Origin of the sequence: Pseudovibrio exalbescens DSM 16456, from assembly GCF_000422785.1 — a bacterium.
In the GTDB taxonomy this organism is placed as follows: Bacteria; Pseudomonadota; Alphaproteobacteria; order Rhizobiales; family Stappiaceae; genus Pseudovibrio; species Pseudovibrio exalbescens.
Window position 1 is genome coordinate 1 of the sequence record NZ_AUGS01000025.1, and the last position, 14,592, is coordinate 14,592.

The 14,592-nt window shown below is 56.1% G+C and carries 21 protein-coding genes; all 21 read right to left on the reverse strand.

Annotation, left to right across the window (positions count from 1 at the left end):
* Positions 1-251, reverse strand: a 251-nt coding sequence (locus G512_RS0113790) for an IS3 family transposase (RefSeq protein WP_028482231.1), incomplete at its 3' end; no start/stop codon positions are given.
* A gap of 345 nt (positions 252-596) precedes the next feature.
* Positions 597-851: a hypothetical protein gene (locus tag G512_RS0113795; RefSeq protein WP_143181340.1), complete on the reverse strand. Its 255-nt coding sequence runs from the start codon at positions 849-851 to the stop codon at positions 597-599.
* Complete coding sequence (locus G512_RS22605; RefSeq protein ID WP_143181341.1) at positions 852-1,136, reverse strand: hypothetical protein; 285 nt, start codon at positions 1,134-1,136, stop codon at positions 852-854.
* Positions 1,063-1,419 carry a hypothetical protein gene (locus G512_RS0113805; protein ID WP_036489818.1) on the reverse strand — a complete coding sequence of 119 codons (357 nt, stop codon included), beginning with the start codon at positions 1,417-1,419 and terminating at the stop codon, positions 1,063-1,065. The genes G512_RS22605 and G512_RS0113805 overlap by 74 nt, the downstream gene beginning before the upstream one ends.
* A complete protein-coding gene (locus G512_RS0113810; RefSeq protein WP_036489819.1) occupies positions 1,407-1,883 on the reverse strand; it encodes a lysozyme in 477 nt (158 codons plus the stop codon). Before G512_RS0113810 ends, G512_RS0113805 begins: the two co-directional genes overlap by 13 nt.
* A complete protein-coding gene (locus G512_RS0113815; protein ID WP_036489820.1) occupies positions 1,880-2,119 on the reverse strand; it encodes a DUF7940 domain-containing protein in 240 nt (79 codons plus the stop codon). Before G512_RS0113815 ends, G512_RS0113810 begins: the two co-directional genes overlap by 4 nt.
* Before the next feature lie 10 nt (positions 2,120-2,129).
* Positions 2,130-4,442 carry a pectate lyase family protein gene (locus G512_RS0113820; protein WP_028482236.1) on the reverse strand — a complete coding sequence of 771 codons (2,313 nt, stop codon included), beginning with the start codon at positions 4,440-4,442 and terminating at the stop codon, positions 2,130-2,132.
* A 46-nt stretch (positions 4,443-4,488) separates the two neighbouring features.
* Entirely contained in the window at positions 4,489-6,336 is a 1,848-nt protein-coding gene (locus tag G512_RS0113825; protein WP_028482237.1) for a hypothetical protein, read from the reverse strand.
* Positions 6,324-6,767: a DUF6950 family protein gene (locus G512_RS21165; protein WP_036489821.1), complete on the reverse strand. Its 444-nt coding sequence runs from the start codon at positions 6,765-6,767 to the stop codon at positions 6,324-6,326. Before G512_RS21165 ends, G512_RS0113825 begins: the two co-directional genes overlap by 13 nt.
* Positions 6,764-7,360, reverse strand: coding sequence for a hypothetical protein (locus tag G512_RS0113835; protein WP_028482238.1), 597 nt, complete (start codon positions 7,358-7,360; stop codon positions 6,764-6,766). The genes G512_RS21165 and G512_RS0113835 overlap by 4 nt, the downstream gene beginning before the upstream one ends.
* Before the next feature lies 1 nt (position 7,361).
* Positions 7,362-8,063: a hypothetical protein gene (locus tag G512_RS0113840; RefSeq protein WP_028482239.1), complete on the reverse strand. Its 702-nt coding sequence runs from the start codon at positions 8,061-8,063 to the stop codon at positions 7,362-7,364.
* The gene (locus G512_RS22195; protein ID WP_143181342.1) at positions 8,064-10,187 is read right to left on the reverse strand and encodes a hypothetical protein; all 2,124 of its coding nucleotides are present in this window, start codon (positions 10,185-10,187) and stop codon (positions 8,064-8,066) included. It abuts the gene before it with no gap.
* Complete coding sequence (locus G512_RS22610; RefSeq protein WP_143181343.1) at positions 10,180-10,383, reverse strand: phage tail assembly chaperone; 204 nt, start codon at positions 10,381-10,383, stop codon at positions 10,180-10,182. The genes G512_RS22195 and G512_RS22610 overlap by 8 nt, the downstream gene beginning before the upstream one ends.
* Positions 10,380-10,709 (reverse strand): hypothetical protein, encoded by a 330-nt coding sequence (locus tag G512_RS0113855; protein WP_028482241.1) that lies wholly within the window; start codon positions 10,707-10,709, stop codon positions 10,380-10,382. Before G512_RS0113855 ends, G512_RS22610 begins: the two co-directional genes overlap by 4 nt.
* On the reverse strand, positions 10,706-11,143 hold the full coding sequence (locus tag G512_RS21175; protein ID WP_051269362.1) for a phage major tail protein, TP901-1 family: 438 nt from the start codon (positions 11,141-11,143) through the stop codon (positions 10,706-10,708). Before G512_RS21175 ends, G512_RS0113855 begins: the two co-directional genes overlap by 4 nt.
* Entirely contained in the window at positions 11,144-11,542 is a 399-nt protein-coding gene (locus tag G512_RS0113865) for a DUF3168 domain-containing protein (protein ID WP_028482242.1), read from the reverse strand.
* On the reverse strand, positions 11,539-11,988 hold the full coding sequence (locus G512_RS0113870) for an HK97-gp10 family putative phage morphogenesis protein (RefSeq protein WP_028482243.1): 450 nt from the start codon (positions 11,986-11,988) through the stop codon (positions 11,539-11,541). Before G512_RS0113870 ends, G512_RS0113865 begins: the two co-directional genes overlap by 4 nt.
* Entirely contained in the window at positions 11,985-12,317 is a 333-nt protein-coding gene (locus G512_RS0113875; protein ID WP_028482244.1) for a phage head closure protein, read from the reverse strand. Before G512_RS0113875 ends, G512_RS0113870 begins: the two co-directional genes overlap by 4 nt.
* Before the next feature lie 8 nt (positions 12,318-12,325).
* A complete protein-coding gene (locus G512_RS22200) occupies positions 12,326-12,925 on the reverse strand; it encodes a head-tail connector protein (protein WP_081657492.1) in 600 nt (199 codons plus the stop codon).
* 28 nt (positions 12,926-12,953) lie between these two features.
* The gene (locus tag G512_RS0113885) at positions 12,954-13,190 is read right to left on the reverse strand and encodes a hypothetical protein (protein WP_028482245.1); all 237 of its coding nucleotides are present in this window, start codon (positions 13,188-13,190) and stop codon (positions 12,954-12,956) included.
* 77 nt (positions 13,191-13,267) lie between these two features.
* On the reverse strand, positions 13,268-14,578 hold the full coding sequence (locus G512_RS0113890) for a phage major capsid protein (RefSeq protein ID WP_073833037.1): 1,311 nt from the start codon (positions 14,576-14,578) through the stop codon (positions 13,268-13,270).
* Positions 14,579-14,592 lie beyond the last annotated feature (14 nt).

Below are 14,592 nucleotides of genomic sequence, written 5' to 3' on the forward strand. Positions count from 1 at the left end.
TTGGCAACCGCCAGCTCCCCGATCTTGGCGTGGAGCTCTTTCACCTGCTCTTCGTCAATCTCCGGCTTTCGTTTGCCGCCACGTTCAAAAACGTCCGAAGCGCCTTCCAGCAGGGCACGCTTCCATTGATGGATCATGGTCGGATGAACCCCGAAGCGGCTCGCCAGTTCCGATATCGTCTCTTCGCCCTTCAACGCTGCCAGGGCGACTTTCGCCTTGAACTCCGGCGAGTGCTGCTTGCGTTTCGACATATCTGATCTCCTTTTCTCGAAGACCAGCAGACAACAAATCGTAGCTTACGTCAGTGTCCGATTTTCGGGAGGTAGCTCAATCTTTGCAATTGTAGGTTTCAAATTTATCATGATCAGCCCGGTGCCAACAACACTACAGAAATTCTACGCCGCACAACAATAGGTTTCAATCAGGAACTTTCTGCACCATTGTCCTATCCCATTTTACGATAAATACTTTCGTCACTTTCATAGGTGCGACCACCTATCAAATTCCTCCAGTAGAATCATTGTCGAACAATCCGCTGTGCGTTTTCGTTATAAACGCAGCACGTCATTTTGAAAGCAACGCTTGACCGTTTTGGCTCAGTTGTCATTCACTGCATCCCCTTCACTAAGCTTCTTCTTTTTCAGCCTGTAGTCCAACACACGATTCGCCACCATAATCGTTGCGCCAATCACTGTGAGGATCATCAAAACGCCGTGCAGAAATGGCTCAAGAAAGCCATTCCAAAACGGAGCCACCCACAGGTCGATCACCTTAACCAGCCAGGCACCGCCAAGCCAACTTGCCGTTGTCACTTCTTCCCGCAGCATCAGTCGCCCCCTAATCAGTCTCATCTACCGCCCCCGCGTGTTGATGTACCAATCGGCGCAGCGGGTCACGCGGGCATTCGCCCTGCTTAGTGCTGCGTCGGTTTTCAAAAGCGCAACATCCAGCTTGTCGCCGGTTTTGACGCCGCTGCGCTCCTGCTCCTTACAATCCCCCGGCAACGCTGGCGCTGCCTGCATCGCTGCAATCTGGGCCTTGATCTCTGCCCGCGGGCCCGAGTTAGTTTGCCCGCAGGCGGTCAACGAGCTGATCAGAAACAACACACTGAACAGGGACAGAGCTTGTCTTTTCATATGCCGCAATCTCCTCAGCCAGTTGGGCTGCTTCCATCGCTGTAAGTTGGCGAGCAACCTCAAATGCCTGCGCAGCTGCACGTTCTTTCTCAAGCTTTTCTGAAAGCGCCTTGTTTAATGCCCTAGCGGTGGCCAGCTCATCAGCTGCCACATATTCGGCAACAGCGGTGCGCACGGCGCTGCCCTTGTCCAGCTTGTGCCAGGTGAACAGGGCAAGCACAGTCATCACAGCCAGCCCTGCGCGGGAGCATAAAACCTTCCAGATCAGGCTTACCGCTCCCACTCGCCTGCCCCTTCCATGCAAAGCCGGTATTCAGCGGAGCGCCGGTTATGCAACCCCTTCACCACGCGCCCGCCGGCCCGATTAAACCAGGTCGCCGCCTCACATGCGCCCTCAAGGTCACCAGCGTTCAGCCGCCGCGTTGCGGTGGACCGGCAAAACGCGCCAGTGCCAATGTTGTAGGTGAGTGAAACAAACGCCACATAGCTCTTGTTCGGGATCCGGTCCGGTGCCTTCAGGCACTTGCGCATGCCCGCCTCGTGGCGCTTCAGGCTCGCCAGCAACATGGCGTCGCACTCCGCCCGTGTGTGCTGATCGCCAAGCTTCACGCCGCGCGTTTCGCCATAGCAGATGGTCGGCACTCCAACGATGTCCCGGTAGGCTGCAAGGCGCAGGCCTTCCCATGCACCCACAAAGGTAATGGCAAGCGCGGCCACCCCGCCCACCAATCTTGTCTTGTTCCTCATCTGGAAAGCTCCTTTTGTGCCATCAACCGAGCCGCGAATGCACCTGCAGTCGCGATGAACGAAAGCGCCAGCATCACGCCTTCAGGAACAAACCCGCCAAGGTAGGGAATTGCTGCCTCCAGCCCCTGCAACACAGCAGCGATGATCAACAGTCGCAGGCTCCAGGCCCGTGCAAGCACACGTCGCCAATCGGCCACGAGCACACCTCGTGCCGGTCGTTGGTTTTGGATTTTCATGATCCTGATCCTATTCAGGCGTGTAGATTATTGCGCCGCTGGTATCGCGCCAGGTGCCTGTGGACGTGTGAGACGCAGACGTTAGAACGCGCAGGCTTCCCGCTTCCATCACCATCAATCCGCCCGAGCGGTTTTGATTGAGCCAACTGTTCTTGTTCGTAAAATCGGCAGCAGAAAACGTGGGCAATTGAGTGCCACCGTACCCATGCACCACGCCATCGGATGACACGTCGAAAATCAGGTCATCGTCCAGTTCCGCCCTAAGGCCGCCATCCGGGCCCCTTTTGATCACAAGGCCCTTGGTCAGCGTGTCGGCCTCAGTCGCAGAGGTGAAGTGAATCGCAGCACCCAGAGATCCGCTATCCCGTCCCAGCCAGACAATGCTGCCTCTTGTCGAGACAATATGCCCATCCCTAGGCCCTACAGAAGTAGCAGTCACAATGCCGTTGCTGCATTCGGCCATGAATGCGAACAAATCCATGTCATGGGTAGAGGCAATGTTCGTCAGGCGCGCAGACTGGACATTGCCGGAGCCTCTTATACGCCCCGGCCCATCAAGACCGGGCGCATTGCTGACCTGAGAAAACTCGGTGATGCAATTGGCAAACTGAATGTCGTCGCAGTGGTCAAGAACAATTGCGTCATCCACGATCGTTCTGAAGCTGTCTCCCGTAAAAGAGTGCCCCCGAATGTGTCCGATCGTGGTCAAATCACCATCTATATAAAGCGAGGGTACGGCTGTATTGGTCGCCCGCCTGTCATGGTGATCCGGCCCGTGATAACTGTTGCCCATGCTCTGCAATCCGGTATTTCCTTCGGAAGACGAACCATCATGGGTGCTGATCACGGCAAGGCCGGAGGTGATGCGGTTAAAGCGGAAGCCGTTATAATCCGGGTTGATGTGAGATACCGGCGAGAAGTTCGCCACGACAACCCCTTGAACATCGAAATAGCCAAACACCGTCAGGCCTTCATAACCACCCTTGTTGCTCTCTGTCCAAAGGCCACAGGTAAAACCGGCCGCACGGTTGTCTTGCGTTGCCGAAGTCATTTGTCCAGATGCGTTGAACACATCCATGTCCTGCAGAATGGCAAAATCCTTGAGCACAGGCGGTGTTGGATACTTGTAGTACATGCAGGGTCGCACCACTGCAAAACGATCGTTGCGCGGTGTCGTGACGGTGATTGTCGGAGTGCCAGAAAACACGAAGGACATGCCGTTGATCCGGTGTTTATATCCCGGTCGCAACAGGCTCTTGTCTCCACCGTATTGCGGATAGGCCGCAATTACGGGCGCACCACTGCCATAAATCTGGATGCCCTCAGGCAGCTCAAAGCTCTCGGTACAACGATAAACACCGGGATAGCCGCCAAGAGGCAGGCCTGTAATCTCACCATAGCGCAGCCATGCCCGCACGGATGCCGTGTCATCACTGGCGTAATTGCCCCGCGCCCCAAACTCTCTTGGGCTGGGAAACGGCTTTGCCATCAACCAGTATCCACCATCGGCACTTTGCCAGTGCCATGGCTCCACAGGGTCCGGTGCGCTATCAAGCCGGGTCAAACGGAACGGATGCCCGCAATCCCCACGCTGGAAGATGCCAAGCATCTCCACGGTCACAACACCGGGCAGAATGGTTGTTCCCTCAAAAACGGCGCGGGATGTAAACTGCAATGCTGTCAGGCTTGCTGTTGCGCTTTCCGCAGCTTGCCGGGCAATCTGCGCTTGCACAGCGCTTTGCGCCGCTTGTGCCGCAGCGGTTGCGGCATCACCCGCGAAGTAACAACGCAGCGTGCCATCCGGCGCCCGCATCAACAAGAATGCCTGATCGGCAATCAGCTGGTTTTCCGGTAGCGGATCGCCTGCAGCAGTCAGGATCTCCTCACGCACGCCGTCAATGGCAATGAACGTGCCCCCGCCCTCGTTGTTGTAAAGAGCCGTTCCCACAAAAGCGACCACGGTGCCCCGCTCTCCGGAAGCCACAAGTGCAGCGGAGATCTCGTTTGGCGTACCGCTCATGTTGGTCAGTTGCCCGAAAGAGACATCCAGTCCCGCAACCTTCGTCCACCTCCCGCCGTCCCAGCGATAGTAACCGTTCTCACCGTTTGCGGCCCCTCTCACCTCGGCGCGCAATGCCCCTTCACCGCCCACAATGCCATTCAGCTCAGCCAATGACCCAACAACGATGGCAGGTCCAGCCCGTTCTGCCCACTTCAAGTATTGGCGCAGTTGCGAAAGCACCACTGCGTGGGCACCACTTCCCGGATCGCCCAGCACCTTGTGGTCGCGCAAGATGATGTCGAGGTCATAAGCAAGGGTCATGCAGCCCCCATCATGGTCGGTTGAGAAAATTGGTTAGACTTGCGCTCTAGGCGCTCACCGTAATTGTCTGGGCATCCGTATAGGGCGAAGAAAGCCCGGAGACGGTGCGCGCCTTGGCGCGAATTTCATACTCGTGGCCATCTTCCAAAACAGTGCTTGAGGAAAGTTGCCCCGGCTCAAGCCAAAGATAGCCGGTCTGCAAGTCCTCAGGATCAGTCACATCCACGATCTCGATCTGGTGCACATAACTGGTATCGCTCTGTGAAATCTCGAAGTATTGGCGCAGCCCCGACCCGCTGATCAAAAGCGTGGGTGTATCGGGCGCAATGCTGCTTTCAACCGAGGCCAGCACCTCCGGTGGTGTAACCCCTTCTGTGAGTTCATCATACTCAACACCATCGCGCTCCATGGAAATGGCAGTAAACTTCACACCGATGAAGTTGCCATGATCGTTGATCAAATACTCCCAGTCTTCACTTAGTTCAAAGGTGCCCTCAATCCCTTCCAGGTCGCTCCTGATACGGATGAAGCGCTCACCAATTACCGCAAGGCCGGTCACACCTGTGATGCATTCCAGCTCGATATCGGCATTTTGCCGATAGGCCGTGATCTTTTGCAGATGGCGCACCTGTCCGTGGTTGGTTGCCATCAGAAAGTCAGCGGTCGTGACTTCACGCCCGTAGGTGGCCGCAGCTGGATGAACGTACTCAATGGCATCTTGTTCGAGGTAGCCGTGGTCCGGGCTTGTATAGCGACTCTTGATCACCGTACCCGTACCAGAAACAAACCGTCCTCGTGTCTGGGTGATCTCAAGAAAGTCCTGGTCTGTCAGGGTAACCGTGGGCTCTTGCCAGCCCCCCATGCCAATGCCGATCTTGCCATTGGAGGTCAGTCTCAATCTTGCATCGCAGCACACCATCATCCGCTTTAAAATCGCGGCTGGCGTCTCGCTGTAAGCCCCCCAGCCGCTCAGCTCCCATTGCTTGCGAGTCTGCCCTTCTGGTCCTGGCACCTCACGATCACTGTCATCAGCGGCTGCAGCAAAATCCTCCAGATCCAGAATGTCCACCGGGATCGCAAGGCCGTTTTCGCGCAAAGGTGAAGTCAACTGGTTCTGAACAACAAGAGCCGCATTTCTGGAGAATTCCCATGTGGCTTGATGCGCAAATACTTGAGTTGCGTCTCGCTGATCATAGACTGGTGACAGGTCGGCAATTGCCCCCAACTCCGTGCGATAGGCATTGGGAAAAATGGCATAAACATCATTTGTGCATCTAAGCTCTGCCGCTATCAATGCTGTGCCAATCCCGCGCCAATGCTCGGTCACTGTCTCTGGAAACTCAGCTATCAGGTGATCAAAAGCAGTCTGGTTTTCAGTTCCATTTCTGGCATGAAACCGCAGATATTCGGTGTAATCATCAACGGACACCTCCCCGGTTTCGTCGGCGACCTCTTTGCCGTCCACCAGAAACGACCGCCACTTGCTCACCCGCCCATCAGCAAAGGCCACCAACATGCAATAGTTGTTACCGCCCGGCCAGCGCGAGCTGCTGCCCTTCACCCCGGCGAAAAGCAATTGCCCGCCCCCAAGCGCCGTGCCCCACCCCTTGCGCCGATACCCAACTGCCTGACGCACAATCTGCCTTTGGCTGGACGGAAGCGCTGCCTGAGGCGTTTGCGGCGCAGAGATAAACAGACCAGCCACTGCCCCGCCAAGGGCAATCACACCGCCCACACCCAAGGCACCAACCGCACTGGCAAGAGCACCGGCTGCGGCGTACCCGGCCGCATACGCACCGCTGCCCAAAATACCCGTGAGCGAAAGCGGCGCCGCCCCCAAGGCCGCCGCTGCACCGGCAATGAACGAGCCAATCGCGCCAACTACTGGCGGCATGGCAAGACCTCCCAGGCGGCAATGGCACGGGTTTGTGCGGGCAGTGGCAAAATGCCAACCTCAGTCAAAGTCCACCAGACCCCGCCGAAATGAATGGCTCCAACCGGCAAGCGTTGGGTATGCCCTTCAACCACCACCGCCGTTCGAACGCAGCCCACATCGCCATCGCAGGGCACTCGCGTGCTTGCCAGACCTGCCGCTCCCATACCTTTATCGAGGATCCTGTGAACACCACCCGCCGCAGCCACAAAAACGAGCGCTTCCGCCTCGGATGAATAGCGCCCGCGCCATTCGGCTGCTGGATCGGGACCACCGTTCCAAACCACCCAGTCAGCTGCAAAGCGGCAGCAGTCCACCTCATCAGGCCTGTAGCCAAAGCCTTTGCGAAAGACTTCAGCAAAGAAGGCATTCAAAACAGCATCCAGTGTCATATGAGTTTGATTGGTGTGCCCCGCGCCAACACAGTGGCGTAGTTGAATATCCGGTCATCCATACCGGGATACCGGCCTTTCTGATCGGCTTCAGTGTAGCGTCCATAGGCTGCTTCCGCCCGTTTTTCAAACAGACTTGCAACCATAATGGAGAGCGTATACCCCGGCGCACTGCCCGAGAGGCCCGCCCCGCTGCGGGCCGATCGTAAGCGCCGCATCACATAGATCTGATTGACGGCTTTTGGGCCAATCAGGTCCAGCGTCTGGCCATCCAGAAACAGGGTGTATTCAATCACGTATCGGCCGTAGACTTCCGATTGGTAGTCCCACATCATGTGTTTGATATGCTCTGGCAATCCGTGAACACGAAAGAACCCGCTTTGGTTTTCGCCGGTAGCTGAGAACGGAAAATCAGGCCCTTGCAGGTGACCGCGCATGCCGATCCATTTTTGCGGCTCATCCCCAAACCTGCGGTTTACGTTGCCATTCCACACATGAACCGTTTCCGACTTGAAACGAAACTCCCAGGCGCGTGCAATCTTCGCTCCCCGCTCGCTGATGGCCTTGATCTGTTCGGAGGTGAAAAGTCCCACTTCACACCTCGTGATCTGGATCGAAGGGAGCGGTATTCTCGATGAACTGTAAAGAAGGCGTCCCGTAGCGTCCGAACTGCTGGTCAAAGTCCATGCCCATTCCCTCAACCAGAGTGGCCATCACCCACGGCCTTGCGAACTCCACTTCATCACGGATCAAAATATCGTCCCGCAATTCTGGCCGGATCCGTACTTGAGCCGTGCTGTCATTCTGCATGTCGACAAAGCGGATCTGATAAAGGTGCCGGCCTATGGAAAATGCATGGCCTGGTATAATGGTGGCACAGGCCACCTTTGAAATTCGAACCGTAGTAGATCCGGCAAAGGCGTTTTCGGCGACAAGTGCCGTGGTGCCAGTTGATACGAAACGGTTTCCGCCGTCGAAGTCCATTCCGTTTGCAAACCCAACGTCCACCGGGTCAGAGCCCTTCGGATACTTGCCGAAATGATAGAATGGCAGAAGCACATGAACGTCGCGCCCATTCATCTGCGCCGCCAGCGCATCAAAGGCAGATTGGTTGATCCGTTGATGGACCGGCACCTCAGAAAAGCGCGGACGCCAGATCCCCAGCCCCGGCGCCGAGCCGTTCCCTAAACGCCCAGTAAGCGACATGCGATCCTGAGGGTTGGTCTGTGGGTCGAAACCCGGCGTGTAATGGCGCGGCGATATCAGCTCACGCGGCCATTCAATGTAACTAACCATTCAAGCACCCGAAGCCATGTGCGCCTGGGACTGCATGCGGCCAAAATTCTTTTGAACCAAGGCTGCCCCTGCCTGAGCACCGGCCGAAACGATCGACGGCGCTGCGTGCTGGACAACATTGCCAGCAAGATCACGCACCACAACATCGAAGAACCGAGAGGGCGCAACTGAAACGGTAAGTCCGCCTGCACCCGCCATAGGCCTCATGGGCGTTACACTGGCAGGACCGCGAATAAGCTCGGGCCCGGCCTCCCCGGCAATGCCCCATCGACCTGCACCGAGATTGCCACCGTCTTTGAAGAAACCGCCAAATTTACCAAGAAAACTCATAAGGCCGCCGCCGCCAGATGATGATCCGCCAAAGAACTTGCCAAACGGTCCCTCTCCAAACACAGCTGCCTGTATTGCCGCATTAGCTAGGTTCTGGATAAACGTATCAAGCGCCCGGTTGCCCGTTTCAATCTGGCCTGTGATCAGTTGAAACTGTGAGGCAATGTTCTGCCCCATGAAGCCTGCCATTTCTGCGGCCTGTTCCTGTTCATAAACAAGCTGGGCATTGGCGCGGGTCAGCTTTTCGATCTCGGCTCGCTGTAAAGCTGTTGCACCGGCGCCCGCGCTCGTGAGTTCGTTTGAGATCCGGCGCTCTACATCGTTCATTGCAATCTGCTGGCGTTCCAGTTGCAGAGCTTCAATCACCTGGTGGACTTGATCTGCCTGATTTCCTGCAGCGCTTGCGGCTGCCGCCCGTGCTTTGGTTTCGCCTTTGCTGAGTTCAAAGGCCCGCCGGGTCACTTCGATTACACGTTGGCCAGCATCACTGTCAGCGGTCACGCCCGCCGTTGAAAGGTTAAGATCTATCTGGCGCTGCAAGGGCGTCTTAGCTGCATTGGAGATCAGCTTTTCCTGCGCCGCAACCACAGCCTCAACGCGCTGGTTTGCAAGCTCTTGCTGCGCCTCCAGCCCAGCCAAATGGGCGTGAGTTTCCTGTTTACGTTGATGATCCAACTCGCGTAACAGTGCATTCTGCTGTTTACGCAGATCCCGCAGTTTAGCCTGATAGAACTGTAGCTTGCGTTCTCTGCTACTGTCGCGCATGTCATCGCGGCCGCGATAGAACGAAATTCGTTCGTGTACCTTTTCGATGTTTTGATTGACCGCGGACAGCGTTGCTGCTGAGCCGGCCGCCTCATTCACTCGGTTTACAGCATCAGCAATGCCTAGAATTGCCTCTCGAAGCCCAGTTGCTTCGGAGATTTGGGCACCCCAACGCTCTAGAAGTATCTGTGTCGCTTCAGAAAGACTGTCATAAGCACCAGCCAATCCACTCCCAGCAGCAACACCAGCCCCTCCGACCTGACTCTCAACCGCATCCAGAATGACATTCTGCGCCTGCGCCACCTGCCCGGTTTTAACGAAGTTGTTGATCAGGTCCCGTTGGCTTTGAGAAAAGGACACACCAACGCGCCTCAAGGCGGACAGGCCCGTGGCCGGATCTTCCAGTGCTTTACCCAGTTGCACAGCTGAGCTTTCCAACGTGCCAAAACCTACCGCAGCCAGATCTTGGCTAAGCTTGATTGTCCGGTCAAACGTCTCGCCTGTTATCGAGCGAAACGTCAGAAGCTGTGCAATGGCGTCTCGCGCTCCTGTGGTACCCGCCAGCGTATCGTAGCCAACACCCTGCGCCAGTTCTTCCAGTTGCTGCGCCGTGCGACCAGCGGAAAAGCCGGTGGCTTTCAACACCGCATCCAGCTTCAGGCTCTGTGTTTCAAAGCCCTCAAAGGCCTTCAGCGCTTTTGCGCTTACAACTGAAAGGCCGGCAATCCCGATCCCGAACGCGGCAACAGCCGGATTTACTCGAGTAAGCGATGACGCCATGGAGGAAAACCGGCCACTAATGGCACCAAGTGGTCCTTGCATCGCGGAAACAGACCGGCCCGCTTGCGCAAACGTGGTCTTAAGCCGCGCCCCTTTTGTAGCCGATGCTTGCATGGAGCGGTTGAAACGGCTCACATTTTTATTGTCGAATGCCTTTTTCTGGCTTTTCTCGATCTGCCGCAACTTGCGCAAAACGTCTTTGTTCTGCGCTTCGTAGAGCATCACGAGCTTTTCAGTGCCGCTAGCCATACTTCGCCACCAATCGCCTTAGTTCGTTGTGATCGTCTGGAGTGATCTGGCTGTCATCATCTGCAGCCCCGTTCGCCCGCTGCCAGCCCTTAATCGCTGCAAAAAGCTCCATCATGGACGCTCGCCAGAAAACATCAGGCGGCCAGCCGAGCACGGGCATCCACTGCATCCAGTCAGAGAGCGGCCAGCGCTTCAACTCGCGCTCGCCGCGTCCCCCTTTCCCTCATCAGTCCCCATATCTGGGATGAGTGCATCCATGATTGAGATCGAGAGCTCGGGCAGTTCCGCCACGCCAACTTTATCTGCAAATGCGGCTGCCGCATCACCTTCCACCACAAGCGCCTCAAAGCAGCGTCGCAACACAGAAAGCCGCTTCTTGTTGATCTCATTGATGAGATCGGCAATTGCCAGATCGGTCTCCACCTCAATTTGATCCAGGGCAGCCATGGTGGCGCACAAAATGTACTCTTTTCCGTTGAAAGAACAGGCGACTTCACCGCGAGACTTGATCGGCTTTCTCATACAAGGGCCTCCCAATCAACGGTTATGTCGCCGGTCATTGTCAGTTCGATGGAAAACTCCACCTCACCTTCCATGGGCCCGGAGGCCTCAACAGAGTTAAACAGCACAGTGCCCGTGAAGGTGCCCCACAGCGGAACGATGATTTGGCAAGTGACATAATCTTGCTCAATCGCTGCCCGAGCAATTTTCTGGTATTCCGGCTTTCCAACCGCCACGCCGTTTCCACTGATTGAAATCGTGCGAACCCCGTAAGCGCCCGAGTAATGAAGTGGTGCGCCCGGATCATCACATGGCGGACGGGTGGTATCGACCGTATTGTTATTGATCGAGAAGCTCTTGTCCTTGACGCCGCACACGGGCTCAAAGGTCTCTGGATCCCCGCCATCACCGAGCTTGATCAGCATCAGCCGGCCTTTACTTTCTGCACCCGCCATTCAAATCTCCTTTCGGCATGTGAACTGGATTGTCATCACCCCATGACGGGTCTTCCCGTCCGGATCGTTCAGCACACGCGTTTGATCAACACGCGAAAAGCAGGTAGATAGCCCTGCGATGGTCGGGCATTTGTCATGCAGCCGCTCGTAGATCTCGCCCATGATCTGTTTGACTTCGCTCTGCCCGCGCCCCTGCGACCAGATATGAAGAGTAAGAACGTGAGATCCCCCCGGCGCACACTGCGCGTCATCCTCGACAAACTCAGAGCCAGCTATCTCGATGAACGGGTAGTGAGCGTGCTGCGGGCGATGATCGACAACAGCACATATGCCTTGGATTGCCGGCTGGGTCAGCGCCTCATAAAGCCAGCGCTGCAGAGGCACAGCGTAATCCATCATTTGCGAAATGCCCGTTTGTGAGCTTTGGACAAGGCCCGCCGCATGCGCCCCGTATGTCGGCGCTTGAGCAGGCGCGCTACCGGAAAGATGAAAGGATGCGCCTCGGCATAAACGGTTCCGAACTCCGCAAAAACCCAACGCGCCATTGCGTAGATGCCCCAGCTACTGGTTGCAGAGATTGAGCGATACTCAACTACAGTCTTGTGCTCCTTTCGGCGCGCGTTGCGAAACGTCGCAACACCGCCTTTTACTTTCTCATTCCTTAGTGACGCAGCCAGCTCGCCGCTTTCCTTGGGCGCCAGTTCGCGTGAGAGCCTTACGTGCTCATCCGTGGTGCGCTTCAGCGCTTTGTCCATTTCATCATCAAGAGTAGGAACGATACGCCTCAACTTCTTGATATTATCATCCAACTCCCGTTGCTTGATGGTGATCCCATCTCGGCTCATTGAGCAACTCCTCGCTCCACGATCAGCTCGATCCGCCGCTTGCGCCCTTCCGGATCTCGAACGCTGCGGATGTTCATCGGGATCCCGTCGACAACCACGCGATCGGCTTCAGTGATGGATGCGGTAACAGTTGAATATCTGAGCGAAACCGTACCCATGGCACTGGCCTCGATCTGCCCGGATGAGACAACTTCCTTACCCTTTGACATACGCAGCTCACCCCGAATGGCAGCAATGATCTGCCATTCAACCGACACCCCGCCGGCACCGTCTGGGGTTTGCATTTCCCGCTCAACTTGAACCTTGTTTCTGAGCCACCCTGCCCGCATGAGTGCCCTCAAACGACAAAACGCCGATAGCGCTTGATCATCAATTCGGTTGACCTGGGCAATGTGGAGGCTTGTGAGCCCACCAACACATCCTCCCGATTGGCATAGTAGGACCCGACAATCATCAATGCGCCATAGCGGATGGCCGCTGGCACATTTTCCGGCAGATCGCCGAAACCAGATACATACTCAACCCGCACTGGCGTTGTGGTGTCTTTTGAAAGCAGAGGCGCGGTGAATGCGGGCAGGAACCGGATGAAAGAGCGTCCAAAGCCCTCAAGAAGCTCATAGCTCGCCGCATCAAGGGAGTGCTCCACACCAGATTTGTCGAGAAAGGTCACCGTGACCGCAGAGACATCACCGAACCAGAGTTCAAGCTCACGATCGACCGGCCAATCTCGATAAACCTCGCGCCAGGTCTGATTGAGCAGACAGCGATTAAGCGCCCCCTCATATCCGTCCAGCTGATCAACGGCGGCCTGCATATAGGCCAAAATCAAGCCGTCATCGTCGTTAAAATCCACCACGAGATGGGCCTTGGCCTCCTCCAGCGTGATAGGCAAACGCGGTGCTGCCCCCATCCTTGATGGTTTATGTTCACTCTTCATGGATCAATGACCACCAAACAGCGCTGCTTCAGTCCGCATCATCAGAGGAACCGGTCAGATCCAGCTCTGGATAGACGCCGAGGCCTTCTTTGCGCGCTTCCACCAGTTGCTTGGCGTTCAGCTTCTTTAAGGCCGGTGTCCTGCCTCTTGTCAGATCATCCAGCACCTTGCGTGTTTTGTAGTCTTTCTCATCGAGATTGATCACCTGCCCGTACCGCAGAAACCCGATCTCGGTTTTCCGGGTTTGAAGAACCTTCACCCACATTTGCTTTCTCCGATTTGGAATAGGCTCTGCGCTCCAACCATCGCGCAGAGCTTTAGGTCAGAAGACGGTTCTGCAGATCAGGCAAAGGTGAAGTTGCCTTTGACCATGGCAGCCTGACGCTTGATTGCCATTGCAACCCGCTTTCTGGCCTTCATTGTCAGCATGTCTTCAACGAAGTTGGTGTCGTGTTCTGAGGAAATCAGAACCTCGGTGCGTTGGCGATCATAGTAGGTGGCCGCCATTGCCAGATCGCCTGCCAGCCATTCGCCAGCCGACATGGTGTTGGTTTCGATCACATCCTTGCCCCATAACACGGGTGTTGTCATCGCGGCAGGATTGGCAAAAATGTAGCGATTATCAGCATCCTTTTGCATTTCGATCGCTGCCCAATCAAGCGGGTTCAAAACAAGATCCGTCACCGAATAGTCGGCAAGTGCCACCTGCAAAATGGCGAGGCGCAAGCGATCGATACGGGTTGCATCCGGCAGTCCAGACGGCGCCACGAAAGCAGGCGCCTCTGTCAGCAGCCCAATAAGGTTTTCTCCCGTGCCATCGCCCGCAAGGATTTGCTCTTCTTCTTCCAGATCCAGACCATAACGAAGCTCGGTGTCGATCTCCGTTTGCAGGAAATCGGCATCGGCAAGTGCTTCTTCCGTAATGTTGGTGTGATGGGAGATCTTCTTGACCTTGGCATCGGCCTTTTCCCAGCCGTAACTCGATTCCGGGCTGGCCGCTCCTTCAGCAACCATCGCACTTTGATTGTCGCGAAGGACCTGCTTTCGATAAGTAACCAGATCAGATCCCACAGTGCCTTGGGTCAGGCGGGCACGAAGCATCAGGCGGCGACGCGGCAAGCGCACCGGCACACGTTCTTCCTCATGAGTAATCAGGCCGCCGGCAGAACCGTCTGCTGTAGTGATTGCGTTGGCAACCTCAATACGCAGACTGCCTTTAGCCCCGTTTGCGGCAAAAGAACTGATTGCTTCCTGATTGGAAACAAACGCCTGCCCCAAGCTCTGCACCGGAGCGGGTGATGCGCTGGGACCGCTGGCGACGTGCTGAGACAGCTCTTGTGTCTTCGCATCAAGCCCTTCAAGGGTCGTGGTCAAATTTGATACAGCCTTGCTGAGCGCGGTTTGTTCACTGAGCAACCTGTCAGCGGTTGCCTTGGTCTCGTTTGAGACTTCACCGGAGCGCCTTGCCTCTTGCAACGCAGTCTCGGCAGTGGATTTCACATCCCCGCTTACCCGATCCAGCTGCTGTGAAACCTGTTTCAGAAGGGCTTCCATGTCGGAAGCTTCACTGCGGACCGTGCCCAATACGGCATCAGGACGCGTCGCGGCCAATGCCGCCACAGATATGGCGGGCATCATGGATTTCGTGATCATGGATCAATCTCCAG